The 26445-nt window shown below is 57.1% G+C and carries 23 protein-coding genes and 2 pseudogenes; 12 read left to right on the top strand and 13 right to left on the bottom strand.

The annotated features are described in order from the left end of the window. Positions 1-24: 24 nt before the first annotated feature. Positions 25-921 (bottom strand): sterol desaturase family protein, encoded by an 897-nt coding sequence (locus tag CAter10_RS12730; protein ID WP_128083069.1) that lies wholly within the window; start codon positions 919-921, stop codon positions 25-27. Positions 922-983: 62 nt separating this feature from the next. Here CAter10_RS12730 and CAter10_RS23630 point away from each other — a divergent pair, with 62 nt between their 5' ends. Together CAter10_RS23630 and CAter10_RS12725 are read left to right on the top strand one after the other, a co-directional pair. Further along, the gene (locus CAter10_RS23630) at positions 984-1283 is read left to right on the top strand and encodes a hypothetical protein (protein ID WP_236905337.1); all 300 of its coding nucleotides are present in this window, start codon (positions 984-986) and stop codon (positions 1281-1283) included. After that, positions 1187-2056, top strand: a complete 870-nt coding sequence (locus CAter10_RS12725) for an AraC family transcriptional regulator (protein ID WP_236905549.1) — start codon at positions 1187-1189, stop codon at positions 2054-2056. Before CAter10_RS23630 ends, CAter10_RS12725 begins: the two co-directional genes overlap by 97 nt. A gap of 11 nt (positions 2057-2067) precedes the next feature. Here the strand turns inward: CAter10_RS12725 and yjfF are convergent, their stop codons facing one another. From yjfF to CAter10_RS12700, 5 genes are all read right to left on the bottom strand, one after another. Next, positions 2068-3072 carry a galactofuranose ABC transporter, permease protein YjfF gene (yjfF, locus tag CAter10_RS12720; RefSeq protein WP_061533693.1) on the bottom strand — a complete coding sequence of 335 codons (1005 nt, stop codon included), beginning with the start codon at positions 3070-3072 and terminating at the stop codon, positions 2068-2070. Beyond that, positions 3069-4193, bottom strand: coding sequence for an ABC transporter permease (locus CAter10_RS12715; protein ID WP_061533692.1), 1125 nt, complete (start codon positions 4191-4193; stop codon positions 3069-3071). Before CAter10_RS12715 ends, yjfF begins: the two co-directional genes overlap by 4 nt. Further along, a complete protein-coding gene (locus CAter10_RS12710; RefSeq protein ID WP_061533691.1) occupies positions 4190-5740 on the bottom strand; it encodes a sugar ABC transporter ATP-binding protein in 1551 nt (516 codons plus the stop codon). Before CAter10_RS12710 ends, CAter10_RS12715 begins: the two co-directional genes overlap by 4 nt. Positions 5741-5859: 119 nt before the next feature. Next, positions 5860-6828, bottom strand: coding sequence for an ABC transporter substrate-binding protein (locus tag CAter10_RS12705; protein WP_061533690.1), 969 nt, complete (start codon positions 6826-6828; stop codon positions 5860-5862). Between the two features lie 179 nt (positions 6829-7007). After that, a complete protein-coding gene (locus tag CAter10_RS12700; protein WP_082797897.1) occupies positions 7008-7880 on the bottom strand; it encodes a Crp/Fnr family transcriptional regulator in 873 nt (290 codons plus the stop codon). A gap of 299 nt (positions 7881-8179) precedes the next feature. On the opposite strand from CAter10_RS12700, the gene CAter10_RS12695 reads away from it, so the two are divergent. From CAter10_RS12695 to otsA, 4 genes and pseudogenes are all read left to right on the top strand, one after another. Continuing rightward, on the top strand, positions 8180-8398 hold the full coding sequence (locus tag CAter10_RS12695) for a glycine zipper 2TM domain-containing protein (RefSeq protein WP_061533689.1): 219 nt from the start codon (positions 8180-8182) through the stop codon (positions 8396-8398). A gap of 143 nt (positions 8399-8541) precedes the next feature. Continuing rightward, positions 8542-9285: a trehalose-phosphatase gene (otsB, locus tag CAter10_RS12690; protein ID WP_061533688.1), complete on the top strand. Its 744-nt coding sequence runs from the start codon at positions 8542-8544 to the stop codon at positions 9283-9285. A 59-nt stretch (positions 9286-9344) separates the two neighbouring features. After that, positions 9345-11195: a glycoside hydrolase family 15 protein gene (locus CAter10_RS12685; RefSeq protein ID WP_082797896.1), complete on the top strand. Its 1851-nt coding sequence runs from the start codon at positions 9345-9347 to the stop codon at positions 11193-11195. Positions 11196-11262: 67 nt separating this feature from the next. Then, positions 11263-12638: pseudogene (gene otsA, locus CAter10_RS12680) on the top strand (alpha,alpha-trehalose-phosphate synthase (UDP-forming)). A 64-nt stretch (positions 12639-12702) separates the two neighbouring features. Here otsA and CAter10_RS12675 read toward each other — a convergent pair. Next, complete coding sequence (locus CAter10_RS12675) at positions 12703-12978, bottom strand: DUF1488 family protein (RefSeq protein ID WP_061533687.1); 276 nt, start codon at positions 12976-12978, stop codon at positions 12703-12705. 266 nt (positions 12979-13244) lie between these two features. Between CAter10_RS12675 and CAter10_RS12670 the strand changes: the two genes are divergently transcribed. Both CAter10_RS12670 and msrA read left to right on the top strand, forming a co-directional pair. Beyond that, positions 13245-13565 (top strand): DUF4156 domain-containing protein, encoded by a 321-nt coding sequence (locus CAter10_RS12670; RefSeq protein ID WP_164840447.1) that lies wholly within the window; start codon positions 13245-13247, stop codon positions 13563-13565. Between the two features lie 898 nt (positions 13566-14463). After that, a complete protein-coding gene (gene msrA, locus CAter10_RS12665; RefSeq protein WP_082798061.1) occupies positions 14464-15201 on the top strand; it encodes a peptide-methionine (S)-S-oxide reductase MsrA in 738 nt (245 codons plus the stop codon). A 44-nt stretch (positions 15202-15245) separates the two neighbouring features. On the opposite strand, the gene CAter10_RS12660 is transcribed toward msrA, so the two are convergent. After that, the gene (locus CAter10_RS12660) at positions 15246-16766 is read right to left on the bottom strand and encodes a carbohydrate-binding protein (RefSeq protein WP_231878953.1); all 1521 of its coding nucleotides are present in this window, start codon (positions 16764-16766) and stop codon (positions 15246-15248) included. Between the two features lie 650 nt (positions 16767-17416). On the opposite strand from CAter10_RS12660, the gene CAter10_RS12655 reads away from it, so the two are divergent. Then, complete coding sequence (locus CAter10_RS12655; protein WP_061533684.1) at positions 17417-18625, top strand: PQQ-dependent sugar dehydrogenase; 1209 nt, start codon at positions 17417-17419, stop codon at positions 18623-18625. 140 nt (positions 18626-18765) lie between these two features. Then, positions 18766-19086: a dienelactone hydrolase family protein gene (locus CAter10_RS12650; RefSeq protein WP_128083068.1), complete on the top strand. Its 321-nt coding sequence runs from the start codon at positions 18766-18768 to the stop codon at positions 19084-19086. Positions 19087-19132: 46 nt separating this feature from the next. On the opposite strand, the gene CAter10_RS12645 is transcribed toward CAter10_RS12650, so the two are convergent. Continuing rightward, positions 19133-20158 (bottom strand): aminotransferase class I/II-fold pyridoxal phosphate-dependent enzyme, encoded by a 1026-nt coding sequence (locus CAter10_RS12645; RefSeq protein ID WP_061533682.1) that lies wholly within the window; start codon positions 20156-20158, stop codon positions 19133-19135. After that, positions 20071-20544 carry a hypothetical protein gene (locus CAter10_RS22510; RefSeq protein ID WP_128083067.1) on the bottom strand — a complete coding sequence of 158 codons (474 nt, stop codon included), beginning with the start codon at positions 20542-20544 and terminating at the stop codon, positions 20071-20073. The genes CAter10_RS12645 and CAter10_RS22510 overlap by 88 nt, the downstream gene beginning before the upstream one ends. Positions 20545-20944: 400 nt before the next feature. Between CAter10_RS22510 and CAter10_RS12635 the strand changes: the two are divergent. Then, a pseudogene (locus tag CAter10_RS12635) lies at positions 20945-21217 on the top strand (efflux RND transporter permease subunit); the annotation flags it as partial. Between the two features lie 119 nt (positions 21218-21336). On the opposite strand, the gene CAter10_RS12630 reads toward CAter10_RS12635, so the two are convergent. The 3 genes from CAter10_RS12630 to CAter10_RS12620 all read right to left on the bottom strand — a co-directional run bounded on the left by CAter10_RS12630 (position 21337) and on the right by CAter10_RS12620 (position 23472). Further along, positions 21337-21906 carry a peroxiredoxin family protein gene (locus CAter10_RS12630; RefSeq protein WP_061533679.1) on the bottom strand — a complete coding sequence of 190 codons (570 nt, stop codon included), beginning with the start codon at positions 21904-21906 and terminating at the stop codon, positions 21337-21339. Next, on the bottom strand, positions 21896-22933 hold the full coding sequence (locus tag CAter10_RS12625) for a transporter (protein ID WP_197467247.1): 1038 nt from the start codon (positions 22931-22933) through the stop codon (positions 21896-21898). Before CAter10_RS12625 ends, CAter10_RS12630 begins: the two co-directional genes overlap by 11 nt. Positions 22934-23106: 173 nt before the next feature. Then, positions 23107-23472: a DUF2946 domain-containing protein gene (locus CAter10_RS12620; RefSeq protein WP_061533678.1), complete on the bottom strand. Its 366-nt coding sequence runs from the start codon at positions 23470-23472 to the stop codon at positions 23107-23109. A gap of 375 nt (positions 23473-23847) precedes the next feature. On the opposite strand from CAter10_RS12620, the gene CAter10_RS12615 reads away from it, so the two are divergent. Further along, entirely contained in the window at positions 23848-26445 is a 2598-nt protein-coding gene (locus CAter10_RS12615) for a two-partner secretion domain-containing protein (protein ID WP_061533677.1), read from the top strand.

The raw sequence follows: 26445 nt of genomic DNA, 5'->3' as shown, positions 1-26445 counted from the left end.
TGCCGGCGCCGCAAGTGCATGCGCCTATTCGCTGCCTGCCGCAGACGGCCTTTCGTATTCCGGCGGTGCCCAGATATGTTTCAGCCGCTGCATCAGGCTGCCGGGCCGGGCCACATCTTTCCACATGTCGATGAATTCGTGGAAATTTAGCGTGAGCGGATTGTGGCTGTGCACCTGGCGCTTGATGCCATAATCCACCGCTTCCTGCTCCTCGACATAGGTGCCGAACAGGCGATCGAAAATGATCAGCACGCCGCCATAATTTTTGTCTATGTAGCAATCGTTGCGGCCGTGATGCGCGCGATGATTGCTGGGCGTATCGAAGATGTATTCGAGCACAGGATGCAGCTTGCCGACGCTTTCGGTGTGGATGAAGAACTGATACACCAGATCACAGGCGTACAGTATGAACACCACGGCCGGATGCACGCCGAGTAATACCAGCGGCATGAAGAACAGCCACCAGCCGGTGATGGGGTAGAGCACCGATTGCCGCATGGCGGTTGTCATGTTCATGTGCTCGCCGCTATGGTGCACCACATGCGCGGTCCAGAACCAGCGCACGCGATGACTGCAGCGATGAAACCAGTAGTAACAGAATTCAACGGCGATGAAGATCAGCGGCACGGTCCAGGCATTGATCGGGATCGTAAAAAAACGATGCTGCCAGAACCAGAATACCGCTGCGCCGACGAAGAGCACATGCACCGCTAGCTCGAACAACTGGTAGCTGCTGCCAAGGGTCAGGTTGGTCAGGATATCTTTCCAGTAAAACTGCCGCGCCATACCGCGCTTGCGCATGACTTGCCATTCGACGGCGAAGCCGACCAGGAACAGCGGCGTCATGCCGATCAGGACGACTTGCTTCCATTCGATATGCGCACCGAAGGTAGTTTCCATCCAGGCAATCAAATCCATCATGTTGCAATACTCCATCGTCATTCCCAGTACCAGGGATTCTAGGACGGAAGAGGTTTCCGCGCTTGACTGGCGTCGACAACTATTTGACAATTCTCGCCATGCGCGAAACCAGGCCGGAACGGCAACTACGGGGCGTGGTCCCCAGCACCTATGTGCGTTTGCTCTATGAATACCTTGCACGGCAGGGTGTGGACGCCGACGCCCTGCTGGGCGAGACGGCGCCGGAAGCGGCGGATCGGGGTCTGGTGCGCTATCCGGTGGAGCGCTGGCGGACCTTGCTGCGGCGCGCCGCCGATCATCTGGGCGATCCGCTGCTGGGCTGCATCTGGGGCAAACCGCCACCCCAGCGCACTTCGGCGTAATGGGTTACGTACTGCTGGCCTGTCCGCAACTGGGTGCCGCGCTGACGCGCATGCAGCAGTATCAGCGCCTGCTGTACGACGTCAATCCGATGCGTAGCAGCATCCAAGGCAGCGATCTGCTGCTCGAATGGGGTGTCGACAATGGCCGTCCGGGCGCGCTGGTCGATGAGTGCGCGATCGCGGCGCTGCTGCAGTTTGCGCGCAACGCCACCGGATGCCGCAACATCGCCGCCGAAGTCTGCTTTGTCAATCCGGCGCCGGCAGACGCCGGCCCTTATCGCGACTGGTTTGGTTGTCCTGTCCTGTTTGACCGGGAAGCGACCACTGTACGGATTCCGTTGGCTTTGCTGGCGTTGCCGCTGCGCCAGCCGGATGCCATTCTGATGCGGGTGCTTGAGCAGCAGGCCGATGCCTTGCTGGCGGAGTTGCCGCCAACCGACGACTTCGAACAGGCGGTGCGGCGCTGCGTTGCGCGGCTGATCCGTTCAGGTGAGCCGGAACTCGAACGGGTGGCGAACGAGCTGCACGTTTCGCCGCGCACGCTGCATCGCCGCCTGGAGGCCGGCGGCACGAACTTCCGGATGCTGCGGGAAGACATCCGGCAGCGGCTGGCTGAACACTACCTTGCCGATCCGCGTTTGCAGCTGGCTGACATCGCGCAACTGCTGGGCTATTCGGAACAGAGTACCTTTACGCGTTCATTCCGACGCTGGACGGGGCTTGCTCCGAACAGCTACCGGCAACAGGTGCTATATCTTGAACAGGAAGAATAGGCGGATGTGCATTACGCGGCTTTCGATACCGGCGACGCGGAGCCAATGCCGCCCGCGCTCATTGACATCAGGCGTTGGGCCACACAGAAGATGAACAGCAGCGCGCCGATGACGATTTTGGTCCACCACGAACTCAAACTGCCATCGAACGCGATCAATGTCTGGATCACGCCGAGTATCAACACGCCAGTCAGAGTGCCCGCCACGTAGCCGTAGCCGCCGCTCAACAATGTGCCGCCAATCACCACGGCAGCAATCGCATCCAGCTCAGTTCCTTGTGCATGCAAGCCGTAACCGGACAGCATGTAAAACGAGAACAAAACTCCCGCCAGGGCAGCACAGAAGCCACTGAACGCGTACACCAGCACTTTGGTGCGGCCGACCGGCAGGCCCATCAGCAGCGCCGATTGCTCATTGCCGCCGATGGCATACACTGCGCGGCCGAAGCGAGTGTAATGCGCCAAGTAGATGGCCAGCGCAAGCATTAGCATGGCTATCACCACGCTGGGCGAAATGAACGCACCCAGAATGCCCAGCCGCGCCTGCGACAATTCCACGTACAACGGCTGATCGATGGTGATTGAATTGATGCTGATCAGGTAGCACAACCCGCGCGCCAGGAACATGCCAGCCAGGGTCACGATGAATGCCTGCAACTTGAAAAAATGGATGAGGGCGCCCATCAACGCGCCGAAGCAGCTGCCGATCAACAGCACGCAAGCAATCACCAGCAGCGGCGGCCAGTGCCAGGATTGCAGCAGGTAAGCAGAAATCATTGTCGTCAGCGCCAGCACCGAGCCGACCGATAAATCGATGCCGCCGGACAGGATGACGAAGGTCATGCCGATCGCAATCACCAGCAGGAAGGCATTGTCGATCAATAAATTCAATATCACTTGCAACGAAAAGAATCCGGTGTAAGCGAAAGATCCCATGCCGAACATCAGGACCAGCAAGGCGACGGTCGCCAGTGACGTGAAGTAGGGGGACGCCAGCGAGGAGCGTAGTATTTTCATTGTTTTTCCTGCGCAGAGGCGCCAAACAGCCTCTTCCATAAATGACGAAACTCCGGCGATTGCGACAGGCATACCGCAAACACCACGATCGATTTCACTACCATGTTGACTTCCGGCGGTACGCCCATCGAATATATCGTGTAGGTGAGTGTCTGGATGATCAAGGCGCCGATGACGCTGCCGACCAGGCTGAATTTGCCACCCGCCAGCGACGTGCCGCCCAGGGTGACTGCCAGGATGGCATCCAGTTCGAGTAGCAGACCGGCATTGTTGGCATCCGCGCTCTTGATGTTGGAGCTGATCAGCAATCCGGCGACGCCAGCGCAGGCACTGCAAAAGATATACACGAAAAATATCAATGCCGCAGTCCTGATGCCGGCCAGCCGCGCAGCCACCGGATTGATGCCGACGGCCTGGATGAACAGGCCCAGCGCGGTCTTGCGCATCAACAGCGCAACGATCAGGAACACGCCGATGGCAATGAACAATGAGAACGGTAGTCCGAACAGGTAGCCGCTACCGAGATAAAAGAACGGCTTGTAGTAGACCGTAATGATCTGGCCGTCAGTCAGCAGCTGTGCCAGGCCGCGCCCGCCGACCATCAGGATCAGGGTGGCAATGATCGGTTGCAGGCCCAGCGTCGCCACCAGGAAGCCGTTCCAGGCGCCGCACAGGATGGCTGCGCCCATGGCGGCCGCTATGGCCCAACCCATGGGAATCTGACTGACATATTGCGGTACGCCATTATGCATTTCGACATTGCCGCCGATCAGTAGCGCGATGACCGTGCCGGAAATCGCCACTACTGCGCCGACTGAAATATCGATGCCGCGCGTGGCAATCACCAGTGTCATGCCGAGTGCAGTCAGTATCAGTGGCGCGGCGCGGTTGACGATATCGATCAGGCTGCCATACAGATGGCCGTCCTTCCATTCCATTCGGAAAAATCCAGGGATCACGAAGAAGTCGATTGCCAGCAGCAGCGCCAGGGCAGCCAGCGGGCGTATCAAAGGATGCCGCAACGTGTGTGACAGGCGAGACGGAAGGGGTTGCGGAGTGTTGCTTGCAGCGCTGCTCAATTCGGCCTCTGAGATGGGTTGGGTGTGCATGGGAGTGCTCATTCGCATTCCCCTGCGATGACTTGCAGTACCGAGTCGTCGTCGAGTTCTCCGCGCAGGTATTCGCCACAAGGTTCGCGGTCGCGCAGCACCAGCATGCGGTCGCTGCAGCGTAATACTTCGGAGATTTCGGAAGAAATGAACAGGATCGCCATGCCCTTGCGGCACAAGGCGATGACGTGGTCCATGATCTCCTGCTTGGCACGCACATCGATGCCGCGTGTCGGTTCGTCGAGAATCAGTATGACCGGATCGGTAGCCAGCCAGCGCGCCAGTAAAGCCTTTTGCTGGTTGCCGCCGGACAGAGAACTGATCGGTGTTTCGATATCCGGGGTTTTGATACCCAGCCATTTCACGTAATCGGCGGCGATTGCCTGTTGCCGCTTGCGCGGAATCACCCGTAACAGGCCAGCGCGCGCCTGCAGTCCGAGAATGATGTTTTCGCGCACGGACAATTCCAGTATCGCGCCTTCCTGTTTCCGGTCTTCGGAGCAAAAGCCGATCCCGGCTGCGATGGCCTCGCGCGGCGAACCAAATTTCCCGAGCGGCTTGTCTTTGATGCTGATGGCGCCGCTGTCCGCCTTGTCGGCGCCGAACAGCAATCGGGCCGTCTCGGTACGACCGGAGCCGAGCAAGCCGCACAGGCCGTACACCTCGCCTGCGCGCAGATCCAGATCCAGCGGAGCGAGGATGCCTTTGCGCCCCAGTCCGCGTGCCTGCAGGACGATTTCTGCGTTGTCGCGCAGGCCGGTGGCGGCATCTGGCGCCTGGACTTCCGACTGCATCTGCGAACCGACCATTTTATTGACCAATTCCAGCCGCGTTAATTCATCTACACGATATTCGCCTTCCAGGACGCCGTTGCGCAACACGGTAATGCGGTCCGAGATGTCATAGGTCTGTTCAAGGAAATGCGTGACAAACAGAATTGCCATGCCTTGTTCCCGCAACTTGCGCAGCACGCTGAACAGCAGCTGTACTTCGGCTTCGTCGAGACTGGAGGTCGGTTCGTCGAGAATCAAGACCTTGGCGGAAACGCTCAGTGCGCGTGAAATCGCCACCATCTGCTGAATCGCCAATGGATATCGGGAAAGCGGAGCCGTGACATCGATGTCAATCTGCAAATCGCCCAGCAGGCGTTGCGCCTGGCGCTGCATGGTTTTCCAGTCGATGGCGCCAAATTTGGTCGGGTAACGGCCAATAAAAATGTTTTCTGCCACCGACAGGTTGGGGCAGAGGTTGACCTCCTGATAGACCGTGCTGATGCCAAGATGTTGGGCTTCCAGCGTGGACGTGGGGCGCACCTCTCTCCCATTCAGGCGTATCGTGCCGTGTTCAGGTATGTGGACCCCGGTCAGAACCTTGATGAGTGTGGATTTGCCAGCGCCGTTTTGTCCCATCAGCGTATGTACCTCGCCTGGGTAAAGACGCAAACTGACATCGCTCAGCGCTTTGACGCCGCCAAATGCCTTATATATGCCGTTCAGTTCCAGTGTCGGTGCGATACCGTTTTTTGCTTGTCGAGCCGTGTTTGTTGCCGTTGTAGCCATGCCGTTGCGATCCCTGGTTTTCCGCACTGAATCCCGGTGAATACAAATTCACCGGATACGAAAATCGCGGCGAACAATTTGATTCGTTCGCCGCTACGTGCGCTCAAACTAGTATGTGCCTAGTATTTGCGATTTGGGAATTCCTTGGCCGCCACTTCAGCCGGGAACACGCCTTCTTCAGTCGTAATGCGCTTCGGCACGGTTTCGCCGGCGACCACCTGTTTGGCGATTTTCATCAGCTGCGGCCCGAGAAGAGGACTGCATTCGACCGTCACGTTGAGCTTGCCGGCCATCATCGCCTCGAATGCGCCTTTGACGCCGTCGACCGATATCACCAGGATGTCGACGCCTGGCTTCAAGCCGGCTTCTTCGATGGCCTGGATCGCGCCGATCGCCATGTCGTCGTTATGTGCATACAAGACATTGATTTTCTTGCCGTCGGTCTTGAGGAAGGCCTCCATGACTTCCTTGCCTTTGGCACGCGTAAAGTCACCGGTTTGCGAGCGGATGATCTTCAGGTGCGGATTGGCGGCGATGGTTTCGGCGAAGCCGGCCTTGCGGTCGATCGCAGGTGCCGAGCCGACGGTACCTTGCAACTCAACGATGTTGATGTCGCCGGCAGGCATGGTCTTGGCGCGTTCCAGCAGCCAGCGCCCAGCACGGCGGCCTTCTTCGACGAAGTCGGAGCCGATGAAGGTGACGTACAAGGATTTGTCGCTGACGTTGACTGCACGGTCAGTCAGGATGACCGGGATCTTGGCGGCTTTTGCTTCGCGCAACACGGTATCCCAGCCGGATTCCACCACCGGCGAGAAGGCAATCACGTCAACTTTTTGGGCGATGAAAGAGCGGATAGCCTTGACCTGGTTCTCCTGTTTTTGCTGGGCATCGGCGAATTTCAACGTGACACCAGCCTGCTTTGCGGCGTCCTTGATCGACGCGGTGTTCGCAGTGCGCCATTCACTTTCGGCACCCACTTGGGAGAACCCCAGCACCAGCGGTTTGTCTGCAAAAGCACTGGAAGCGGCTGCCAGCCCCAGGCCCAGGGACAAGGCGGCGTTCAATATTGATCTGCGTGTGATGGTCATTGCTTGTCTCCATTGGTTTTTTAGTAAGTAAAACGTATTTTTGGATGCGCGGACCATACTAGGAGGGTTGCAAGCAACTATCAAATGAAATTTTTCGCCACAGCAATACATGTTTGGATATCTGTTGGAGTCAGGAGCAATGACGGATTTGCGGCAGCCCCGGGCTGTCGCTTGCCAGCTCAGGAAATGCGCGCAGGCGGAAATAGCTGCCGGTAGTCCTGCTTCAAGCCGCTGTAGCATTCGCAGGCGCGTGCTTCCAGGCCGCGTCGATTCAATATTGTCATGTGTCCGCGCGCATATTGAATCAGGCCATCGCTTTGCAGTTTGGCCGCGGCTTCCGCAATCGATTCGCGCCGCACGCCCAGCATCGACGCGATCAGGCTTTGGGTGACGCAGATTTCGTTGCTTGGCAGCCGGTCCAGTGTCAGCAGCAACGAGCGGCACAGTTGCTGCGGCACGCTATGGTGGCGGTTGCATACCGCCGTTTGCGACATTTGCGTGATCAGTGCCTGTGTGTACCGCAGTAGCAGTTGTTGCAGGGCGCCTCCCCGGTTGAACTCTTCGTTCAGAATGCTTGCCTTGAGACGAAAACCATACCCGGCGCTTTTTACCGTGGCGCGATTCTGGTTCTCGCCGCCGCCCATGAACAATGCGATGCCCGCCACACCTTCGTTCCCGATAACGGCGGTTTCTGCTGAACTGCCGTCTTTCATGTCATGCAGCAGCGACACGATGCTGCTGGTCAGGAAGTAGAGATGACGCATCTGGCAGCCGGCTTCACATACGGTCATGCCCAGCGGCATCGCGACAAATTCCAGATTGGGTAGAAGGCGCTTGAAGTCCTCGGCAGGCAGCGCCGCGAGCAGGTGGTTTTGCAACGGATTATGTCCGTGCAAACCGGCAATCCGTAACGTAGCCAGTTTTTTTTCAGAATCGGCATGCAATTCTCCGCCTATCTTTCTCTCGGGCGGGCCCTTGGTTGCGACATGAGGAGCGACGTCATTTGCCGCTTCTTCGCGCCCGGTCTCAATGCGATTCAGTACGTAAGCCATCTCCGCCTCCTTTGATGATGTCCTGTCAAACCATGGGTCCATCATCGCCGCACGTGCGGCATCGCGGGATCGGCGCTTGCCTGATTCGTTTGTAGGATTGCACCGACACCAGTCTGGGCGGACACATTGGCAACTTTTTAAATGTTGAGAAAACGACATTTCGGCATCGGTTGCTATCGGTTGCTTTCAGTGACGTACGTCGCATCGCATAAAGATCGTTCGCGTATGTGGCCTATCGAACATACAGCGAAACGAAGCGCGTGTAATTTGAAGTCACGACTTGATAAAGAGGTGAAAAAATGAAAACGATGCAAAGATTTCTGACTGGTTCGGCAGTCGTCATGCTGATGTTTGGCTTAAGTGCCTGCGACGGCATGTCGAGGCGAGGGCAGGACACTGCGGTCGGCGCTGGCATAGGCGCAGTCGGCGGTGCTGTCCTCACAGGCGGCAGCGCCTTGGGCACCGTTGGCGGCGCAGCGGTCGGCGGCGTGATCGGCAACCAGGCAGGCAAGCGTTAACTCGCCGCGTCATAAAAAGGCGGTGCGTCCAATGCCAACGCTTGGATGCAAGTCGGCCATGGTTGTTGCGGCGGCAACAGCCGGGCTGCGCCTGCCCTTTCCATAAGGGGGAACTAATTTTCCCTAAAACCGCCATACCTTCCATGCTTCCCCCAAATCGCTACTACAGCACTGCCGCTGACGCATTGTTCCTGGATTTCGACGGCACCCTGGTCGATCTTGCGCCTCAGCCGGAAAGTGTTGTGTTGCCGGTCGGTCTGATGACGATATTGCAACGCCTGCAAAGCGCTGCCGGAGGAGCGCTGGCGATTGTCAGCGGCCGTCCGTTGGAACAGATCGATTCCTTCTTGGCGCCGATGGTTCTGGCGGCTGCCGGCGTGCATGGCGCGGAGCGTCGGCGTGCCGATGGAAGCGTCGTCAGGCAGCCTGCGCCGGATACCGGGTTCTTGCTGGCGCACTTGAGTCCATTTGTTAACGCGCATCCCGGGCTGCGGCTGGAGATCAAGCGCGGTGCGGTGGCATTGCATTACCGGCATGCTCCGCAACTGGAGCAGCTTTGCATACAGGTGATGTCCAGCGCGCTGATGGGGCTGGATGGAGTCAAGCTGTTGCACGGCAAGATGGTGGTGGAAGCAACCAGCGCCGATGTCAGCAAGGGCGATGCAGTTGCCGCGTTCATGCGTGAGCCGCCGTTTGCTGGGCGGCGTCCGGTGTATGTCGGCGACGATATCACCGATGAGAGCGCATTTTCCTGGGCGCAGTCGGCAACGGCTGGCGGTATCGGCATCAAGGTCGGCGAGGGACACAGTCAGGCACGCTTGCGTCTTGCTGACCCCGATGCGCTACGCAACATGCTGCTGGAGGCGCTAGGAGCGGTCAGCAATTGATTGAGGGCGAACGCGCAACAGGCTCGCAGAATCAACAATAAACTCTACCGAGGGAAGTCATGACAAAACCCCCCATTGAACCGCTGGTTGCAGCCACAATCACTACCAATGTGAGCATTGCGCCACCGTCCACTTCAAGTCTCGATCTCGGGGTCATCGGCAATTGCTCCTTCAGTGCGCTCGTCGACAAGCTGGGACGCATCGTTTGGTGTTGTCTGCCGCGCTTCGACGGCGATCCGGTTTTCAACGCTTTGCTCGATCCTAGTGAAAACGGCAGCCTGTGGAGTTTCGAGCTGGAGAATTTTTCTCATAGCGAACAATGGTATGAACCGAATACCGCGGTACTGCACACGCGTCTATATGACACCCTCGGCCAGGGTGTGGAAATTACCGATTTTGCACCGCGTTTCCTCAGCCGCAGCCGTTATTTCAGGCCGCTGACCCTGGTGCGTCGTTTGCAGCCGTTGATTGGGGCGCCGCGGTTGCGCGTACTGTTGCGCCCGCGTTTCGAATGGGGCAGCAAGAAGCCAGACATCACGCGTGGCAGCAACCATGTGCGTTACATCGGGTCGGAGCAGACTCTGCGTCTGAATACCGATGCTCCACTCAGCTATCTGCTGGATGAAACCGCGTTCGTCATCAGCCGTCCTTACAATTTCATCCTCGGGCCGGACGACACGCTGCATGGCGGCATCAACGATACCGCCCGCAGTTTCGAGCAAGAGACGCTGACCTATTGGCGTAACTGGAGCCGTAGCCTGGCGACGCCGCTGGAATGGCAGGCAACCGTGATCCGCGCGGCGATTACGCTCAAGCTGTCGCTCTACGAAGATACCGGCGCCATCATCGCCGCGATGACCACCAGCATCCCGGAAGCACCGGGCAGCTCGCGCAATTGGGATTATCGGTATTGTTGGCTGCGCGATGCCTTTTTCGTGGTACGAGCACTCAATAGCTTGTCCGAACTGGGGACCATGGAAGATTATCTGCGCTGGCTGGCCAATATAGTGGTGCGGGCCGGCGGCGCGCATATTCAGCCGCTGTATGGCATCGGCCTGGAGGAGGCACTGCCGGAGCGGATAATCGATCATCTGCCAGGCTACGACAACCATGCGCCGGTGCGCGTCGGCAACCAGGCCCATGAACATTTCCAGCATGACGTCTACGGCAACATCATTCTTGGCGCCGCGCAAGCCTTCCATGACAGCCGGCTTCATCATCCGGCTGGCATCGAGCAGTTCATGCATCTGGAGGCAGTCGGGGAGAGCGCGTTCAGCCTGTACGATCAGCCGGATGCCGGCATGTGGGAGTTGCGCACGCGTTCGCGCATCCACACCTCTTCCGCGTTGATGAGCTGGGCTGCATGCGATCGCCTCGCCAAGATCGCCAACAAGCTCGAACTGGCCGAACGAGCCGTTTATTGGAGCGAACGGGCCGCCCTGATCGGCGAACGCATCCTGAACGAAGCCTGGAATGCAGATCGCCAGGCTTACGTGGAAAGTTTCGGTGGTCATGACCTTGATGCCAGCGTTTTGCTGATGGTGGAAGTCGGCCTGATCGCCCCAAGCGATCCGCGTTTTATTTCGACTGTCGAGGCTCTCGAAAAGCATCTGTGCGATGGACCCTACATGCGACGTTACGAAGCGCCGGACGATTTCGGCCTGCCGGTAACGGCCTTCAATATCTGTACCTTCTGGCGCATCGATGCGCTGGCGCGGATCGGTCGCAAGGAGCAGGCGCGGGAAATATTCCAGGCAATGCTGGATGCCCGTAATCACCTTGGGTTGCTGTCGGAAGACACCCATCCGGTGACCGGCAAGATGTGGGGAAACTTTCCGCAGACGTATTCGATGGTCGGCATCATCAATTGCGCGATGCGGCTGTCCGCATCGTGGGAAAGCGTGATTTGAACAGTCATCGCAGAAACGAGAGCCCTCATCGCACTGTGCGCTTGCTGGCACGAAAAGGGATTTGCTTATGTCACGCCTGGTTGTAGTCTCCAACCGTATCGCTGATCCGCGCAAGCCGGCAGCGGGAGGGCTGGCGGTGGCGCTAGGCGAAACTCTCAAAAAGACCGGCGGACTCTGGTTCGGTTGGAGCGGCAAGACAGTACCGGACGGCATGCCTGGCGAGGGCAAGCTGAATGTGCATACGGCGGGCACGGTGACATTGGCCGAGCTGGATTTGGCGGAAGAAGACGTCGATGCTTATTATCGCGGCTATTCCAATGGCGTGCTGTGGCCGGTGTTTCACTACCGGCTGGATCTGGCGCACCTGGAGTCGGGCTACCTGAGCGGCTATCGTCGCGTCAATCGTCTGTTTGCCCGCAAACTGGCGCCGCTGTTGAGAGAAGATGACTTGATCTGGATCCACGACTATCACCTGATCCCTCTGGCGGCGGAATTGCGGGCGATGGGGTGCGCCAATCGGATCGGTTTCTTTTTGCACATCCCGCTGCCGCCGCAGCAGATCCTGGCTGCGATTCCTTCCCACGAATGGCTGATGCGCGCATTGTTCGCTTATGACCTGGTCGGCTTCCAGAGCGAAGCCGATTTGCTGAATTTCTCTCACTATGTCCAGGCTGAAGCCACTGCCGAGCCGGTAGGCGTCAGCCAGTTTCGCGCATTCAATAGCACCGTTCAGGCCGGTACATTCCCGATCGGGATCGATGTCGACGAGTTTCGCCGGCTTGGGCAGGCACGCGAAGCGCGCGACACTTATGACACCACATGCAAGGAATATTCGCGGCGCCGTTTGCTGATCGGCGTTGACCGGCTAGATTATTCCAAAGGGCTGCCGCAGCGCATCCGCGCATTCGGGAACTGCTGCGCGAGTACCCGGAAAACCGCCATAGCGCGACCCTGCTGCAGGTGGCGTCGCCGAGCCGGGAAGACGTCGACGCGTATGTCGATATCCAGCATGAACTGGAAAGTTTATGTGGCGCCATCAACGGCAATTATGGTGATCTTGACTGGATGCCGGTGCGCTACATTCATCGCATCATTGCTCGACGTCGTTTGCCCGGCCTGTATCGCGCCTGCGATGTCGCCTTGGTCACACCGCTGCGCGATGGCATGAACCTGGTTGCGAAGGAGTTTGTCGTTGCGCAAGATGAGAGTGATCCGGGTGTGCTGGTGTTGTCCCGCTTTGCCGGCGCTGCCGAGCAATTGAAGGATGCCTTGCTGGTCAATCCCTACGATATCCCTGGAACCGCTCAGGCCATCCAGCGCGCCTTGCAAATGCCGCTGGAGGAAAGACGCGCACGCCACGCCGCCTTGCTGGAGAATATCTGCAGATACGACGTGCATTGGTGGTGCCGGCAGTTCCTGGAGACCTTGGCGGAGATTCGTTGAGGAGTCTGGTGTTAACTGATTGTCAAGCGGCTCAGCACCGCCCAAATTTTGTATTGTTTTTGTATTACTTTCCGCTATCGTTGAAGTCCGTCGGCAGCAATGCTACGCCGTTGCGATGCCTGGTCGCCCTGAGCTTGTGGGCAAGCGCGATCTGGATCTCGATCTTGTGCCCGCGATAAGTGGCCAGACGGTCTTCAGGTTGGGGGCCGGCATAGAACTTGTTATCCAGGCACTCTTTGGTCACATTGCATTTGGCCAGATGGTTGTCGATCACGACAGGAACGACGATGCTGTCGGAAACGGGATCGTGGCTTATCGATCCGAGAAAGGAAATGCGCATTTTCTTCTCTCCTGAGATAAGGGGCGGAGACGGCGTGTGGTGCAGTCAATTGCTGCACGCAAATCGACTTGCTTGCGATGGTAGCTGCGATCGATGGCAACAGATTTAGAAGCTAAGACAGCGGCGCTATTTTGCAAGTTCAAATTTGGATGTATTTGTTTGTTGTGTAGTTGTATCGATCACGTAGCCAGCATTTTTCGCATCTGAAACGCCGTGCGCTGCCGTCGTAGCGGCAAATGCGATTGTGCCGACAGGAGAGATGTATGATGAAGAAAGCCATCGTCGTAACGATACTTGCCGCTCTTTGCGGCTGCTCGGTTCCGCTCGCCCCTGAGGCAAAGCAGGTAAGGCTGATCTCGGACGCAGAAAAGCAGCGCTGTGAATTCATCCGGCTTCTCACCGTCAACCAGCGGGTTGGTCCCGACAAGGCCGGCAATGCGATGAGGTCAATACTCAACGCCACCGCCGCCGCAGGCGGCAACGGATTCTATCTGGTCTCATCATCAACCAATTGGGAAGACGGCGCGACCGTAGTGGGGGAGGCGCTGCTCTGCAATACGGTGATGCAGATCAGTCCATCCAAATAGCCGGGAGCTCTCGTCAGGGCATCGAGACTGCGCAGTCGTTATCGCATCGGTTGACTGCGTCGATTGTTTCGGCCCGCTAATTAACTGCCAGTGCTGCCGGATCCCTGCGGAGCGCTACCCGTTCCGGAGTTGTCGGGACTGGCTGAGTTGCTGGGCGCCGCCGGTGCCATTGGCTTCGATTCATGCGGCGCCGCCATGGGTGGCGCGGTTGTAGTGGACGGAGTCGGCACGTCATCTGCCTTTTTGCAGCCAAGCAGGGCTGTCGTTGCCATTGCAGTAACGATAAGTGTGTGTTTGAGTAGCATAATTTCTCCAAGGAATGGCCAAGGCGTGTCGGGCTGACGGCGCCGGAAAAATAAAAATGAGCCAGCGAATTTTTATTTCTATATGGAGGAAAATCTCAAGCTTGCCGCCTGAAATGCTGCTTTATCGGCGCGCATTTGCCGATTCATCGCTGTGCCCGTCCTGATTGAGGGATGCCGATCTCCCACCATTGCGTCTACGGATTGCTTTGAAATCTGCTTCGGCGGACGAGGCGGGAAGTGCAGTTTAGCCAACTCCTGATCTTGGCACTGCCAGCCCTCATGCTTTTTTGACCCCCGATGCTGTAATAGTTCCCACGCGGTTTTTCAACCGATCGTTGCTCAAATCAACATGGTAGCGGAGGAGGCTTGTCAATTAATTTTTGACCAACATGGCAAGAGCGACGGCTGACCAAAGAGCTGAACAGATGGGCGACGGGCACATTCCCGCGGATTGGCGCAACATAGATGTCAGGAAAACCGGTTGCCGTTGACTAATCAGTAGCGTTGCAATCCGGAGATATTGGGTTCGCAGAAATATGTGTGCTTTGTTCACGGCGGGACGCAATTCAACCAATCTGAAGAGGATCGTCATCATGGACAGCAAACCACAAAAAACAAGGCGTCGGCTGCTGCATGCCAAGTGGCTGGCAACAGGGTTCATAGCTTGCGTGCTCGGCGTCGGCTTGTTGTGCAATCAAGGCGTCGCATTCTCAACGGAAAAGGCCGTAGTGGTGCCGCCGCCTACCGGCGAGGAGCAAGCGCCCGCTGGCGAGCATTCGGCAACGGCGGTGCTGGCTGGCGGTTGCTTCTGGGGTGTACAGGGTGTGTTTCAGCATGTGCGGGGCGTCACTAACGTGGTCTCCGGCTACACCGGCGGCAGCCGCGCGACGGCGCAGTATGAGCGAGTCAGCGAAGGGGATACAGGACACGCCGAGTCAGTGCAGATCACCTACGACCCTACCCAGGTTTCTTACGGCAGGTTGCTACAGATATTCTTTTCGGTGGTGCATGATCCAACCGAATTGAATCGGCAGGGGCCGGATACCGGCACACAATATCGGTCAGCCGTATTTCCGCTCAATGACGCACAACGCAAAATTGCAACCGACTACGTCGGCCAGCTCGACCGGGCCAAGGTGTTTGGCCGCGCCCTGGCGACGCGCGTGGAGCCATACAAAGGTTTTTACCCGGCCGAGACTTATCACCAGAATTTTCTCACCTTGCACCCGGACCATCCTTATATCGTCGTCAACGATCTCCCCAAGGTTGATAATTTGAAGCGCCTTTTCCCTGCGTTGTATCGGGCCCAGCCGGTGCTTGTCAAAGGGTGAACTCCTGTGCAGGATCGGTGCGATCCGCACAGGGTACTGCGGCGCTATAGCTGAACGTTGGTTGTAGCGTTGAACTTGGTGCCCAGATTGGTTTCCAGGTTGCCAATTGCGCTTTCAAGAACACTGAATATCTGTGCCCGGTCGGTCGCAGTACTCAGATCCAGTGTGCCGCTGGCGGACACGCCGCTACTTGCCAAGGCGCTGTTGAATGCGGTTTGCGCCTGTGCCGAGGTGATGTATACCGATTGACCGGTGCCGTTCACGTACGCCAGAGTCTGGAATACGTTGGCAAATACCGTTTCCAGTGTCGCAATGTTGAACGCGACATGATTGGCCGGCGTTGCGAAGGTGGTGGCGCTGGTGGTCGGGATCGGATTGCCGTAGAACTGGTCGAGGTAATAGCGCACCTGATAGGGATACTGCTGGTAAGTGTCGGTCACACCCCAAATGGCGCTGTAAGCGTTGACGGCAGCTACCGTGGCGGCGGTAGCCGTTGCTCCCAGCTTGCTGTAGCTGGTCATCAATGTGCCGTAGTAGCCCTGGTTATAGGCGACGTTCAGCAGCACGTCCAGGAAGTTGTTCGGTAGTGTGGTGAAATTAATCAGCGTATTGTCGTAATACGGCTGCCACGGCGTGACCCAACCGCCTGTGCCTTTGCCGGTGAGGATCAGTGCCACAAAATCGTTGTAATGGAAATACGCGGTCAGCATCGGGCCGTAGTATTTATTGTTGAACGACGGCGGCGTCGCTTTCGTATATTGCTGAGGCGCGGCGGCCATGGTGTAGCCGATGTTTTTCTGGATGGCGATATAGTTGATCAGCGAATGACCAGCCGGCGTGTAGGAGCCGGAGACCATGTCGGCCGCATAATTATTGATCTGATACGGACCGCCCTGGCCGGCGCCCATCACCGCCTGTTGATCGGGCGAAGGATCGATGAGATTACCTGTGTTGACGTACAAGCCGGTCTCGATGTTTTCTTGCAGTAGCTGTCCCATGATCGAGCCGTACAGGTAGTCTTTCTGGAATTGCATGCCTGGGTAGTATTCCTGCACCAAGTGCCCGTACATGACCCCGGCGATGATATTCGACATGATCAAGTCGTTGTAATTGCCGCCGTCGAGGATCAATTGATCTTGTGCTGAACCGGCCCCTAGCAGCAGGTGATAGCTGATGGTGCCGACTGTGCTGCCGGGCGTCGGTGGCGTGACGGGCGGCGTGACAGGTGGAGTGACAGGCGGTGCTGGCGTCCCGCTGCCGCAAGCGCCGGTGGATGTCCATGGTTTGCCGCTGCCACTGCCGCCGCTGTCGGTGGCCGGATTATTCCCCTGGGTCCACCAGTTCGCGGTGTAGTTCGTGCCGTTGTCACTGACGCTGTTGCCGCCGACATAGACGGCATTGGCATTCCAGGCTGTGGCGCACGCCGGCGCGCTGGCTTTTGCGCCAGGGCTTAGTGGTTTCTGGCTGGCATTCGCCGCATCCTGCGAACTGCCGCCGTCGCTGCAACCCGCCAACATGACGCCAAACAGACCAAGCAGCAAGGCATCACCTATTTTTGTTCTCATGCGTTTCTCCTCAATCAAATGACGATGGTTGAGACGCAAGCCGACCGATCGGGATGAATATGTGCAGAACGCCTTGGCCGTTCGATCAAACAGGCAAAAGCGGCCATTTCCCGGGTCGGACAAGCATCCGCGTGATACCTGAACTGCGATCGAGATTGGGGCGCACAACAATGAGCGTCAAGTGGTTTGGGAAATCCGGAGGGGCGACAATACCAGTTACGTTGCGGACGGATTTTCCGGGGCGGGGTGGTGAGGTTGGTTCAAAGCAAGGAAGTTGAAGCATTTTAAAAATTTCCACATGGAAATTAAATTAATCTAGTATCTTCCTCTCTGCCGACTTCGGAAAAGCGGTACGTTGACACATGCCAAATGAACAGCCCGACGACTGATCAGAGGCATACCACTTCCCCGGATTTGCTCATCTGGTCTTAGCCAGGTCAGACGGTCAATTCGAAAAAACGGAGACGATTTCAGGAAAATCGCATTGCGGTGAATGTGGAAAGCGACGAATCCACGGAAGAATGTGGCAATATCCAAAACATTTGTCGATAGGCATGCTTGGCGATGCGTCTCACGGATGTTGGTGAGACGAGGGGCAATAAGCCGAGCGTCGTTGCCAAAAAAGACGTGACCAATCATTGAAGGTTTTTATGCGACCAGCACTTCTCCTGCACAAATTTCTTTGCATCGTTTTCCTGCTAGCCTGCGGAATCGCCTCCGCAAAAGACAGCTATCAAACCTCAGGTAGTTGCGATGGTTTTCCGCGTCTCGATGTGAAGGTTGCCAAGGGCATGTGTGTCGGTCTGGTTGCCGATCACCTTGGTTTTGCGCGTGGCGTGGCGGCCATCGGCCAGGATATCTATGTGCTCGACATGGGCGGGTGGACGAACAAGCGCGGCCGCTTGCTGCGCCTGAATCTGAAGAAAGACGGAAAGCCGGAAGTCTTGTTGAGCAAGCTGGATATGCCGAATGCGATTGTCGCTACGCCGGATAAACGGCTCTTGATCAGTATGGTTGGACGCATCGTCCGCATCGACCCGGCGGCCAAGGATATTGCCGGCAGCATGCAGGATGTCATCGTCAATTTGCCTTCTACCGGGCGTCATCCGCTGTCGGCGATGGTGCTCGGCGCTGATGGTTCGCTGTACATCAATGTCGGCTCTGCCACGGACAATTGCGAAAGCCAATCTGGCAAGGCCGATTTGCCGTGCCCAGAAATTGCCGAGACGCCGCCCCGCGCCAGCGTGCTGCATGCAAACTTGGCGTCTGGTCAACTGCCGCTGGATGCACGCGCTGTGCAGGTCCATGCACGCGGCTTGCGCAATAGCATGGCGCTGGCGATCAGTGCCGATGGCAAACTGATCGCCGCCACCAACTCGCGCGACAATATCAATGTGGTAGATCCCAAACTGTCCGACGCGGCGCTGCCGCACGATACCCTGAGCTGGCTGGTTGGCGGTGCGGATTATGGCTGGCCGTATTGCTTCGACATGCAGAGGGCCAGCCCTGAATATGCTGGCTTTGATTGCAGCAAAAAGACCGCGCCAAGCCGGCTGCTGCCGGCCCATGCCGCGCCACTCGGCATGCTGATCTACAACGGCAAAAGCATGCCGGCATTGGCTGGCCACTTGATCATCGGTTATCACGGCTATCGGGATACCGGTCATCGGCTGGTCAGTCAGGCGCTGAACGCAACTTATCAGCCGGTTGGCGAACCACAGGAAATCATATCGGGTTGGCATTATCGCGCGGGCGGGCATCCGATGGGCGCGCCGGTGGCGCTGGCGACACTAGATGACGGCAGCATTGTCATTACCGAAGACCGCAATGGCACTTTACTGCGCTTGGCCCCCAATTGACGAGCACTCTGACGGATGACGACTTCGGCTAGACGTACCGGTATCGGCTTGCTGTGGCTGGTTGCAATCTGTCTGCCATTGACGGTACGAGCCGAAACCCCGCAAACGGTCTACTTGCCGGCGTGAGACGGTAAGACCGAATTGGTTGGCTATCCTTTAGCGCTGCGTTAGCGTTCTACTCAGGCTGCGGTCCACGTTCGTTGTTGTCGCAGAACTACCCGGTTGATCGCAAGATGTGGGTGTTTCTCGGCTCTGCGGATGAAGAGGTTTCGCCAACGATCTGCCGCAGCGTTCTGAACAAGGCGAATGCCGCCCCAGGCATGCTGGATGTGAGTTGGTACGATGGGGCCACACACGATTTCGATAATCCCGGGGACAAGCGCCAAGCCATCGAAGCCAACCGTAAGGCCAGGGATGACTTGATGCAGCGCGCCGCCGGGCTGCTCGACAGAATTCCCTGAAACTACGATAGGTACACTGGCAAGGTTTTCTCCTGGCAAGCAGGTATCAACCGTTCAGCACCGATCGGCACACATCGACGATCGCTTTTCCACACTGGTGCATTTCTACTTCCGAGATCACCGGCATCACGGTCAGCCGTATCTGGTCCTGTCCTTGCGATACGGCTGGATAGACTATCCCAAGTACATAGACACCGCGTTGGTAAAGTCGCTTTTGTATCTCGAACAGTGCCCGTTCGTTGCCGACGATGATGCGCTGCACCGCACCGGGGGCACAGTTGGGATCGGTGTCGATTCCCATTTCTTGAAGCTGGTGTAAGTAGTCGCGCAGTATCCCGATGTTGCGCCGTTGCTTGTGATACATGCTGCTAAAGGTGTTGCTTGCAGAGCTTGCTATGGTTGCGGGAGTTGCGGCATTCATTTGCCGCAGTACTTCGGATGCGGCGGCAGCGATCGATGGCGGCACGCCGGACGAAAACACGCGATTGGTCGTATATTCATAGCTTGCCTCTTCGGCTAGCGACGCGTTGCAGATGATATAACCACCTTGCGCGCCGACCGCTTTCGCCAGCGTACCGGTGATGACGTCGATGCAGGTTGGATCCATATTCCAGTGATCCGCAGTTCCGCGGCCGGACGGGCCGAGTGCACCAAGCGCGTGCGCTTCGTCGATCAGCAGGCGGCATTGGTAGCGGCGTGCCAGCTCCACCAGCTTCGGCAGGTTGCAGACATGGCCGCTCATGCTGAAGATGCCGTCGCTGACTAGCAACCTGCGGCGTAGCCTTTCCGGATCAGTGCGATCGAATTCGATGAGCTTTCGTTCCAGTTCCTGCATGTCACCGTGTTTGAAGCGCAGCACGCGCGCTTGCGAAGCGGTGAAGCCCTGCATCAGCGTCATGTGGCTTTCGGCATCGGCAAAGATGGTGTCGCCACGGCCGACCAGCATCGGCACCGCGGTGATATTGGCCATGCTGGCGCTAATGGTCAGGAACGCGGCTCCGCCGCCGGCCGGGCGATACAGCTTGAGTAATTCTTCCTTGACGTGCTCATGATGCAGGGTTTCGCCCGACAAGGGGCCGAGTCGTATGAGCCGACGCCATGCGCATCGATGGCGCGGTGTGCAGCGGCGATTGTCTCAGGCCAGAAGGAAGCACTCAGGTATGCGCAGCCGCAGAGTACGAATACGCCATCAACATGCGAGGCTTCGGTGCCTGTATTTCTTACCGACGTAGTTGTCTCGGAAAAACCTGGCGACGGCAAGTGCCTGACCCAGGCACCCTTAGGGCCCACCGAGCTCACGCGCAAGCGCGACAAATCAGCTCCGACTTCGGCCGCTTTGCCATAACTGTCTGCCATGCCGCGGGCGCTGCGCGCAAAAAAATTATCTGCTGGGGCAGAGACGACTTCGTTGGCGGCGGCATCCGCAGTGTCGGTACTCAATGTCAATTCCTGTTCCATTTGCAGTTCCTTTCGTTTTGGCTGCGGTGCGAAATATTTGAGATTGAAGCTTGCTACTGAGGCTTCCACCGGAGATCAGTGCAATTTTGCCGATCAGGTATGTCGCTATTAATGCTTCTCGTTCTATCAGGCACATTAAGAAAGGCGCCGCGTTAATCTTGCGGGGCATAGCAAGCTTATTTGCCTGGAGACGCTTTGCTGAGGGAGGGGCGATTGAACGGTCTAATTTGACTCTTTTGCAGATTAAGCCAATCAGGAAATATTCTCACCTGGCAATAGTGATAGTTGTGTATAAAAGATAATGATCTGCCATGTGGGGAGCACTGCTAGCTACGCATGGCCAACGTGTAGAGTCAGCAAATCCTGCTCTTTCGCGCTGCAAAGTGTCTTAAAGAAACGCGATACCGCTCTCAATTTCCTGCGACCACAATTGATCACCATACCGGGCGCTGCCATTCCCTATCCCTATGGCGGCAAGTCGCGCGTGATTTCCGTGGACCTCGATACCAAGGCCATGCTATCGAAAGGCCTGACGCCGACCGATGTGGTGAATGCCGTCAACGCGCAAAACCTGATCCTGCCTTCAGGCACGGCCAAGATCGGCGTCACGGAGTTCAACGTCAGCATGAACGGCTCGCCGGATACGATTGCCGGCTTGAACAACATCCCGGTGCTGAACAGCGCCAGGCCGTGCAGATCAACGGTCAGCAGATGCTGACCGCGGTCTACCTGGTCAAGGCGCTGGGCTGCGGTTGGCAGGGGGATGTCATGCAGGTTGCAAAGTAAGATGCACTAGCGCAGCAGCGGCGTGACGATTCGCTCCAGCCGTTCAGCGGTCCAGACCGGCTCCTTGTCTTTCCAGCCATTGTCGACCAGCACGCCGTCACGGTCGATGGTGAAGTTGACCGGGATGTGCCAGATGCGCCCATAGTCGCCCGCCCAAGGATTACCCAGTAAGCCAACCGGGAAACTCAAGCTTGCGGCGACTTTTTTCACTTCCGCCAAATCGTCGGGACTGTCCAGGCTGAACCCCAATACTTCGAGGCCTTGCTTGGCGTGGCGCGCAGCATAGGCCGAGAGCAGAGGCAGCTCTTCGCGGCATGGTCCGCACCAGGTTGCCCAGAAAGTCAGGATCACCACTTTGCCCTTGAGGTCGCGGCTGTCGATACTGCGTCCGTCCAAGGTGTGGAGGACCAGCTGCGGCGCCGGTTTGCCGACTTCCAGGTTATTCGCGCTGGCCATCGGCAACCAGCCGAAAATGCTTAGCCCAAGCCAGCAGGCCAGGGCGGCACGCAGCCAGTGACGACGTGCCGCGAAAGTCGCAACTGGGGCGAGCAGCATGTTTTTGGCATCAGAACGCATAGCTGACACCTACGTTGCCGGTCCAGCGCGGAAATACTTGGTAACCATCGAGCCGACTATAAATGGCGCGCTGCACGAAGGCATACACATGCGTGTTTTTCAACACACTGAAAGTAACGCCGGGACTGAGATAGGCGACGGTGCCGGCAGTATCGGTAGTGTCGGCCAGGGCGCCCTGGTCGGCGCTCTTGCGGGAAATGTTGACTTGCAGTTGCGGCACCACGTCTGGATTGGCTTCATAGCGCAAGCCAAAACTCACGGTGCTGGTATTGCCGGGACGATAGTCGCCGCCAACCTGGTCGAGTTTCGTCATGACCGCCGCCTGGAACTGGCCGTTGATGAACGCATCGAAATCCTGGCTGACCGGCTGGAAATAATAAGCGCCAAGAATCAGGTCAGTGCTGCCGGTGCCTGGCTGCAGGCTGGTGTCGAGCGCCTGGCCCGCGCCGGCGTTGGGGCCGCTCGAAAAGAACACCGGATTACGCCCGACGGTTGCGCCGGTGAGGACATTCTGGCCGCCGTAATTCCCGGTCGGCAATTTAATGCCGAACTGCACGCCCAGATTATGCGTCGGCAAAAATCCCTGATAACTGGCCAGCAGTTTGATGTCACCCAAGCCGCTACTGTTGACGCCACTGATATTGGACGAGTTGAGCTGGTCGCTGGTGGCGTTGCCATAAGTGGTGTGGCTACGGTCGACGTAAGGGATGATCGCGCCGAAATTCCAACTGGCGTTCGGCGCGTAGTTGATACCCAGATTGATATAACGATTGATCGTCTGTTTTTCTACTTCCTGTGCACCGCCGGCATCGTTGATGCTGGCTGGCCGCGTATTCGGTACTGCGCTGGAACCATAGCGCAGTTGATTCTGGTTGATAAAGTTGTATCCCAAACTGATGCTCCAGCCTGGTTCGGCCGAGTAACCGGTCGCCGCATCGGTGCTCAATGAGCAGCCGCAGGTGGCGCATGCGTAGGCAGCGCCGGGCAAGAACACGCTCGCCGCCAAAGGCAGCGCATAGCGCAGCATTGCGCCTTTTTTCATCAACATCATTTCTCCGATTCATACAAAAATGCGCGCATGCGTCCATCTTGGACGTCGATGCGCATTGGTTTTCTGCCAATGTTGCCGAGGCAAGAAGCCGCCCCTTGCCGTATCGCGATCAACACTGCGAATCAAAAAGGCGGACAGAAACAGAAGAATCAGGAAACAGCAGGAGGGTCGCGCGGGCGCCCGGAGGGGAAGATGGCGATCGGAATAAATGCAATCGGCTCCGAGACATGGGGAGCAACGAAGGTCGCATTCGCCAAAGCCTGCGGCGGCGCAAAGATGGTGGCGGCGACATGGTGCGAAAAGAAACTGCAATAACCGCAGGCATCCATCTGGTCATGCGACCCGGAATGGCTGCCGGCGGAATGTTCATGGACGACAGAAGAGCAAACGATCTCAACCGGTTCCTTGGCGCGCGCCGAGGCAATCAGCTGACATGTCAGTGGCGCAAAGACGACAAGCAGCATGGCAACCAGGCCAAGCCATGCGACTGCGTGTTTGTGAATTCGGAGCTTCATATTCGGTGGGAAAAATGTCTATACGGATTTTACGCCGATTCGGGGAAAAGACGGTTGCCGATTGCGCAGGGATCGTCTGTCGCCAACAGCGGACTCGGTCATCGACGGCAGTGCATCAAAGCAAATCGCATGGCCACGGAAATAATTTGCTGCAATCGATATTTACAGGAGAGTTCATTGCCTTGCAGAAATTTAATGATGTTGATAAGCAACAATTTGTCAGAGATTGAAAAATCTTTCTCTTTTCTAAAGATTTCTTTATGAAAACATGATGCCATTTTGTAAAATCCTGCCTCGGGGAAATAATAAAGAAGGCAACAAATGGGGAAGTACACGGAATCTGCAAATGGCCATCCGTCGGCACTACAAAAACACATGTGTACACACCACAAGCCAATCGCTCTATTGATCGGTTTGTGGTTGGGAACATCAGGTCAGGGATGGGCTGCCGGTATCGTCGGCGACGGTGGCACGGCAACAAGCGTCAGCACAGCGAGCAATGGCAGGCAAACAGTCAATATCGCCCCGGCGGTGTCGGGCGTTTCCCATAACACCTACAGTCAGTTCAATGTCGGTCAGGCAGGTGCCAGCCTCAACAACATCGGCGTCAATGCCCGGAACATCGTCAATCAGGTGACCAGCACCAATCCCAGTCTGATTCAGGGTGATATCACGGTTCTGGGACCACGTGCCAACGTGATTCTAGCTAATCCCAACGGGATAACAGTGAATGGCGGATCGTTCGTCAATACCGGCAATGTCGCCTTGACCACGGGACAAGTATCGTTCAACGACTTTATTCCGGCGCCTGGCCTGACCCAACGCAATATTGTGTTGAATACGAACCAAGGCCAGATCGTCATCGGTCCAGAGGGGTTGAGCGGCGCGATGCTGAATCTGGAATTGATTGCCAAGAGCCTGGTGGTGAATGGGCCTGTGGTCAACTCTTTCAGCGGCAGTTCCGCCGGAATCCGCGCTGTTGCTGGCGATAGCCATGCAGAGATCGACAGCAGTGTTTCCCCAACTGACAATCTGACGCCGTGGATCAAGTACTCCTCGCCGAACACCAAGAATGCCGTTACGGCGATAGACATCACGCCATTGGGTAGTTTGACCGCTGGGCGCATTGAATTGATCGTCACCGATCAAGGAGCGGGGGTGCATCATGCCGGCGCGATGTATGCCAATGTCGGCGATTTTTCAGTTTCTGCCAGTGGCGATATTCAGTTCGCTGGCGGCAGTATTGTGGCTGCAGGCAACCTGATCGTGGCGACGCCGGGGTTGAATGCCGCAAGCGGCGTGAATGGCAATCCGTCATTGAGCGCCAATGGTAACGTCGACATTCGGTCCAGCTCGGTGCAATTGTCGAATGCCATTATCACCGCGGGCAGTCCGAAAATCACGCAAGGCGGCAATATTCTGCTCGGTATCCAAGGCGCTGCAACCACTACCGATACAACCATAGCCAACAGCAATTTGACTGCAACCGGCGGTATCGGTGTGTTCAATCATGGGCACGCTCTGCAAGTTGGCGCCAGTACCTTGAATGCGGCGCAGAACGTATTGCTCAACGCCGATAGTGTCAATCTGGTATCGGGGTGGAATGGTCAGGCGGCAGCACCGACACAAGTCAACTCACACAGTGGCACGGTTGCCATTACTTCGCCTGGGGCATTGCAAATGTCCGGTGCCCAGGTGAATGGCACGGCGGGCAGCCTCGTTGATGTCTCTAGCCTGACGCTGGCGGCGTTGCATAGCCCGGATGGCAGCAGTGTGCAAAGGGCCGGGCTGCAATCGGCCGGCGGCGTGGTGACGGTGACGGCAACTGGAGCGATCAGCGTCACCGGTTCCGATCTGCTGGCGGCGACCGACCTCGTGACCAATAGCGCCGGTTTCGTCTTGCAAAGTGATGGCGCATCCGGTTCTACCGCCGTTGCTACCAACGGCGGTGTGGTCATCAATAGCAGTGCCGATGTTCTGAACAGCGGAAGCCTGATTCAGGGAAAAATGCGCAACGGTGCCAATGCTGCTTCGTTAGGAGCTGTGACGCTGACAGCGAGCGGCAATATTCTCAATCAGTCGCCGGACGCGAACACATTGGCTGCGATATTTGGCGTGAGCGACGATGTGAACTTGAAAGCTAACGGCAATATCGTCAATCACTATGGTCGTATCCTGACCAACAACGCTTTGTACATCAGCGCATTGGGCGACGTCAGCAATATCGTCGACAAGCAAGCCGGCAGCAATAACGAACAGCCGCAGAGCAGCCAGAGTCAGGGTACACGCTGGCTCTTCCTGACCAAGAGCACGAATAATTTTTCTGTCGACTACGGTCAACTGGATAGACCTGATCAATTGTCCTATCTGGTTTCCTATGCGGGAACCACCATGAGCGGCCGCAATGTGCTCAATCTCGGCGGTGTGATTCTTGCCAATGACGCCGGCAATATCACTATCAATGCAACCCAGTCTTTCCAGAATGCCGCCCTGTTTTCCGGGCATGCGCAGTTTCAGCGCAGTTGCCTGATCATTTGCCACAGCAGTGCATCAAGCACGGTGCAAAGCGTTGGCGGCAACATCAGTGCTGGCAATAATATCCAGATTACTGCCGGAACTACGGCCAGCAATATTGGCGGCACCGTCACTGCGGCAGGCGGCAACCTGACCGTTACTGCACCGACGGTGTTGGCGCAAGGTGTACTCGGTTACCGAGCCTATGAACAGGGAAAGGGATTTAAGTCGTGGTTCGGCGACACCTGGGCGCAACTTTATGCAATGGATGTCGGCGGCAGCTGGATGGCCAATGTCGGCAAGATCGTCATCAACGGCCAGGAAATCATCGATGGCGGTTCGTTTAACGGCGCCGGCGGCGTCACCGCGTCAGGTGGCGTCCTAACTCTAAAGAATCCGCAAAACGATCCCGTTACGATTAACCGTCATCTCGGCCTGATCAGCTGGTTGTGGCATTAA

This window comes from Collimonas arenae (genome assembly GCF_001584165.1).
GTDB lineage: Bacteria > Pseudomonadota > Gammaproteobacteria > Burkholderiales > Burkholderiaceae_D > Collimonas > Collimonas arenae.
Note: the sequence above shows the minus strand (reverse complement) of the source record. Positions and strands in the feature narration are given on the sequence as shown.

Bases quoted from the DNA above. Each gene is read 5' to 3' on its own strand.
- CAter10_RS12710 (WP_061533691.1), bottom strand. From the start codon at position 5,740: ATGGCTACAACGGCAACAAACACGGCTCGACAAGCAAAAAACGGTATC.
- CAter10_RS12615 (WP_061533677.1), top strand. From the start codon at position 23,848: ATGTGTACACACCACAAGCCAATCGCTCTATTGATCGGTTTGTGGTTG.
- CAter10_RS12660 (WP_231878953.1), bottom strand. From the start codon at position 16,766: ATGAGAACAAAAATAGGTGATGCCTTGCTGCTTGGTCTGTTTGGCGTC.
- CAter10_RS22510 (WP_128083067.1), bottom strand. From the start codon at position 20,544: ATGGAACAGGAATTGACATTGAGTACCGACACTGCGGATGCCGCCGCC.
- CAter10_RS12705 (WP_061533690.1), bottom strand. From the start codon at position 6,828: ATGACCATCACACGCAGATCAATATTGAACGCCGCCTTGTCCCTGGGC.
- CAter10_RS12730 (WP_128083069.1), bottom strand. From the start codon at position 921: ATGATGGATTTGATTGCCTGGATGGAAACTACCTTCGGTGCGCATATC.
- otsB (WP_061533688.1), top strand. From the start codon at position 8,542: ATGCTTCCCCCAAATCGCTACTACAGCACTGCCGCTGACGCATTGTTC.
- CAter10_RS12715 (WP_061533692.1), bottom strand. From the start codon at position 4,193: ATGAGCACTCCCATGCACACCCAACCCATCTCAGAGGCCGAATTGAGC.
- CAter10_RS12675 (WP_061533687.1), bottom strand. From the start codon at position 12,978: ATGCGCATTTCCTTTCTCGGATCGATAAGCCACGATCCCGTTTCCGAC.
- CAter10_RS12655 (WP_061533684.1), top strand. From the start codon at position 17,417: ATGCGACCAGCACTTCTCCTGCACAAATTTCTTTGCATCGTTTTCCTG.
- yjfF (WP_061533693.1), bottom strand. From the start codon at position 3,072: ATGAAAATACTACGCTCCTCGCTGGCGTCCCCCTACTTCACGTCACTG.
- CAter10_RS12700 (WP_082797897.1), bottom strand. From the start codon at position 7,880: ATGGCTTACGTACTGAATCGCATTGAGACCGGGCGCGAAGAAGCGGCA.
- CAter10_RS12620 (WP_061533678.1), bottom strand. From the start codon at position 23,472: ATGAAGCTCCGAATTCACAAACACGCAGTCGCATGGCTTGGCCTGGTT.
- msrA (WP_082798061.1), top strand. From the start codon at position 14,464: ATGGACAGCAAACCACAAAAAACAAGGCGTCGGCTGCTGCATGCCAAG.
- CAter10_RS12695 (WP_061533689.1), top strand. From the start codon at position 8,180: ATGAAAACGATGCAAAGATTTCTGACTGGTTCGGCAGTCGTCATGCTG.
- CAter10_RS12630 (WP_061533679.1), bottom strand. From the start codon at position 21,906: ATGCGTTCTGATGCCAAAAACATGCTGCTCGCCCCAGTTGCGACTTTC.
- CAter10_RS12625 (WP_197467247.1), bottom strand. From the start codon at position 22,933: ATGCTGCGCTATGCGCTGCCTTTGGCGGCGAGCGTGTTCTTGCCCGGC.
- CAter10_RS12670 (WP_164840447.1), top strand. From the start codon at position 13,245: ATGAAGAAAGCCATCGTCGTAACGATACTTGCCGCTCTTTGCGGCTGC.
- CAter10_RS12685 (WP_082797896.1), top strand. From the start codon at position 9,345: ATGACAAAACCCCCCATTGAACCGCTGGTTGCAGCCACAATCACTACC.